Raw genomic sequence first — 3482 nt, forward strand, 5'->3', positions numbered from 1 at the left:
CGCCTGCCTGCCTCGGACGGCCACCGTCTCGGCGTGGCACAGGGCTTCCGCGCACAGAGCTACGTGCTGGCGCTGGAGATGGCACTGGAACACCTGGGCTGCAACGAGGCCGGCAACCGCGTGCATGTGGGCACCTGAAACCCGCAGGAGTGGCCTCCGCCGCGAAGCCATTGATACATGACGTCGTTCTTCAACATGCAGTTGCATACGTCCTGTACGCATCACCAGTGCCTGCTTCGCGGCCAAGGCCGCTCCTGCCTGGCTGGACGGACATCGCCGATGGACACCATGGAGCTGAACCACGGGCACCACTACCTGGCCGGCTACGAAATCTACGTGGACGGCCACCCCTTCTGGTGGGGGCACCTTGCACTGCGCATCGACATCGCAGACCCGCTGCTGCACGACCCGCAGGGGGTGCTGGATCGGCTGTGTGCGATGGCCGCGCAACGCCATGACGTGGCCGCCTCGCAGGTGCGGCTGAAGATGATCAGCCGGTTGTAGGCCGCTCCCGTGACGGCGCCGCATGCACGAACGGCAGGGTTTCCCCTGCCGTTCGTCGTTTCAATCAAACCACTGTGATGCCGCGATCACTTCAGGCCGCGGTTGTGCAGCAGCGGCTCCACGCTCGGGTCCTTGCCGCGGAAGTCGCGGTAGGCCGTGGCCAGGTCGCGGGTGTTGCCGATGGACAGGATCTTGTCGCGGAACACCTGGCCGTTCTCACGGGTCAGGCCACCGTTTTCCTTGAACCACTCGAAGGCGTCATGGTCGATCATCTCCGCCCAGAAGTAGGCGTAGTAACCGGCCGAGTAACCGCCACCCCAGATGTGGTCGAAGTAGCTGCTGCGGTAACGCGGCGGCACCTGCGCCAGGTCCACCTTGTAACGCTTGAGCGCATCGGCCTCGAACGTGTCCACGTCCTGCTGCGGGGCATCGGCCGCCTGCGTGTGCCAGGCCAGGTCCAGCAGCGCCGCCGACAGGTATTCGGTGGTCATGTAGCCCTGGTTGAAGGTCTTGGCCTTGGCGATCTTGTCCACCAGCGCCTGCGGCATCGCTTCCTTGCTCTGGTAGTGCTTGGCGTAGTTGGCGAATACCTTCGGGTCCGACGCCCAGTGCTCGTTGAACTGCGAGGGGAACTCGACGAAGTCGCGCGGCACCGCGGTGCCGGCCACGCTCGGGTACCTGGTGTTGGAGAACATGCCATGCAGGGCGTGGCCGAACTCGTGGAACATCGTGGTCACGTCGTCCCAGCTCAGCAGCGCCGGCTGGCCGGCGGCGGGCTTGGTGAAGTTGCACACGTTGTAGACCACCGGCTTGCTGCCGGTCAGGCCGTTCTGCTCGACGAACACGTCCATCCACGCGCCGCCGGACTTGCTGTCACGCTTGAAGTAATCGGCGTAGAACAGCGCCAGCGGCTTGCCGTCGGCGTCGCTGACCTCGAACACGCGCACGTCCGGGTTGTACACCGGCAGGTCCTTGCGCTCCTTGAAGGTCAGGCCGTACAGCTGGTTGGCGGCATAGAAGACGCCGTTCTGCAGCACGTTGTCCAGCTCGAAGTACGGCTTGATCTGCGACTCGTCCAGGTCGTACTTGGCCTTGCGCACCTGCTCGGCGTAGAAGTCCCAGTCCGAGGCGGCGGCCTTGAAGCCACCCTTCTGCGCGTCGATCACCTGCTGGATCTCGGCCAGTTCACCCCGCGCCTTGGCGGTGGCCGCCGGCACGGTGTCGGTCAGCAGCTTCAGCGCGTTGGCCGGGTTCTGCGCCATCTGGTCGGTCAGGTTGTAGGCGGCGTAGTTCGGGAAGCCAAGCAGCTTGGCCTTGGCCGCGCGCAGCTGGGCCAGGCGCTGGATGATGCGGCGGGTGTCGTTGGCGTCACCGTGCTCGGTGCGGGTCTCGGAGGCTTCCAGCACCTTGGCGCGCACGTCGCGGTCCTGCAGCGACATCAACGCCGGCTGCTGGGTGGTGTTCTGCAGGCTCAGCACCCACTTGCCGTCGAGCTTGCGCTCCTTGGCGGTACCTTCGGCGGCGGCGATGTCGGCTTCGGACAGGCCGGCCAGCTGCGCCTTGTCATCCAGGGTCACCGCGCCGGCGGCGGTGGCCGCCACCAGCTTGTTGTGGAAGTCGTTGGAGAGCGTGGCTTCCTCGGCGTTGTACTGCTTCAGGGTTTCCTTGTCGGCGTCGTTGAGTTCGGCGCCGGCCTTGACGAAGCCCTTGTAGGTCTCCTCGACCACGCGCAGCTGCTCGGCGTCGAGCCCGGCGCTGGCGCGTGCGTCGTATACCGCCTTCACGCGCGCGAAGAGCTTGGCATCGAGATAGATGGCATCGCTGTGCGCGGCCAGCTTCGGCACCACGTCTTCCTGGATCTTCTGGCGCTCGGGGTTGGTATCGGCCTGCACCACGCTGAAGAACACGCGGCTGACGCGGTCCAGGATTTCACCGGACTGCTCCATCGGCAGCAGCGTGTTGTCGAAGGTGGCCGGCTGGGTGTTGTCGGTGATCTGCTTGATCTGCGCCAGGTGCTGGCGCATGCCTTCCTCGAAGGCCGGCAGGTAGTCACTGTCCTTGATCTTGTCGAACGCCGGTGCCTGGAACGGCAGGCTGCTGGCGGTCATGAACGGGTTGGTCGAGGCGTCGGCCGGCTGGCCGGCCTGGGCGGGGGCGTTGGCGCTCACGGGGGTGGTGGACTCCTTGCCGGAACAGGCCGCCAGCGCAAGGCTGATGGCAGCGGCCAGAACTACGGTACGCGACATGAAACGGCTCCTTGGGAACGGGCTTCGAACAGCCCATCACCCTACTCCGATCACCGGTTTCCAGCATGTGCCGATGGTGGCGCCTTGGGCCTGGCCGGCCCCGTCGCGCGGCCGCTCAGGTAGTGCCGCGGTTGCGGCCCTGCCACGGCCGGTACCAGGCGCGGATGGCCGCCATGTCGGCCACGTCGTCACCGCTGGTGTGGAACGGCGGGCCGAAGCCGATCACCCGTTCGGTGTAGTGGAAATAGGCCGGGATCACCGGCACCTGGGCGGTGCGCGCGATGCGCAGGAAACCGGTCTTCCACTCCTTGACCGGCTTGCGCGTGCCTTCCGGGGCCAGCGCGAACCAGATCCGGTCGCTGCCCTGGATCATCGCCACCGCCTGCCCGACCGTGCCCTGCGGCGAGCTGCGGTCCAACGGCACCACGCCCAGCCCGCGCAGCACGCTGCCCAGCGGCCACCAGAACAGCTTGTCCTTGCCCAGGATGCGCGCTTCCACGCCCAGCGCCATCTTGGCCGCCAGCCCCCACAGCCCGTCCCAGTTGGAGGTATGCGGCGCGGCGATCACCACCGCCTTGGACAGGTCCGGGATCGGGCCGCGGATGCGCCAGCCGCCCAGGCGCAGCACGGTGCGCCCCAGCCAACGGACGAACGCATTGGGTTTGACCCTGGGCACATTGGACGGAATGACGGGCACCACGGGCTCGGAATGGCTCAAGTACTACTCCCAAT

3 protein-coding genes are annotated in these 3482 nt (G+C 66.5%); 1 reads left to right on the plus strand and 2 read right to left on the minus strand.

The annotated features are described in order from the left end of the window. Positions 1 to 279: 279 nt before the first annotated feature. A complete protein-coding gene (locus VA603_RS10105; RefSeq protein ID WP_323438731.1) occupies positions 280 to 504 on the plus strand; it encodes a hypothetical protein in 225 nt (74 codons plus the stop codon). A gap of 86 nt (positions 505 to 590) precedes the next feature. Here the strand turns inward: VA603_RS10105 and dcp are convergent, their stop codons facing one another. Both dcp and VA603_RS10115 read right to left on the minus strand, forming a co-directional pair. Beyond that, positions 591 to 2750 carry a peptidyl-dipeptidase Dcp gene (dcp, locus tag VA603_RS10110; RefSeq protein ID WP_323438732.1) on the minus strand — a complete coding sequence of 720 codons (2160 nt, stop codon included), beginning with the start codon at positions 2748 to 2750 and terminating at the stop codon, positions 591 to 593. 115 nt (positions 2751 to 2865) lie between these two features. Continuing rightward, positions 2866 to 3468: a lysophospholipid acyltransferase family protein gene (locus tag VA603_RS10115; protein WP_132863657.1), complete on the minus strand. Its 603-nt coding sequence runs from the start codon at positions 3466 to 3468 to the stop codon at positions 2866 to 2868. Between the last annotated feature and the right edge of the window lie 14 nt (positions 3469 to 3482).

This window comes from Stenotrophomonas capsici (assembly GCF_034961085.1).
GTDB classification, from domain to species: domain Bacteria; phylum Pseudomonadota; class Gammaproteobacteria; order Xanthomonadales; family Xanthomonadaceae; genus Stenotrophomonas; species Stenotrophomonas capsici.

Coding starts and splice junctions, on each gene's coding strand:
- VA603_RS10105 (WP_323438731.1), top strand. CDS start 280: ATGGACACCATGGAGCTGAACCACGGGCACCACTACCTGGCCGGCTAC.
- dcp (WP_323438732.1), bottom strand. CDS start 2,750: ATGTCGCGTACCGTAGTTCTGGCCGCTGCCATCAGCCTTGCGCTGGCG.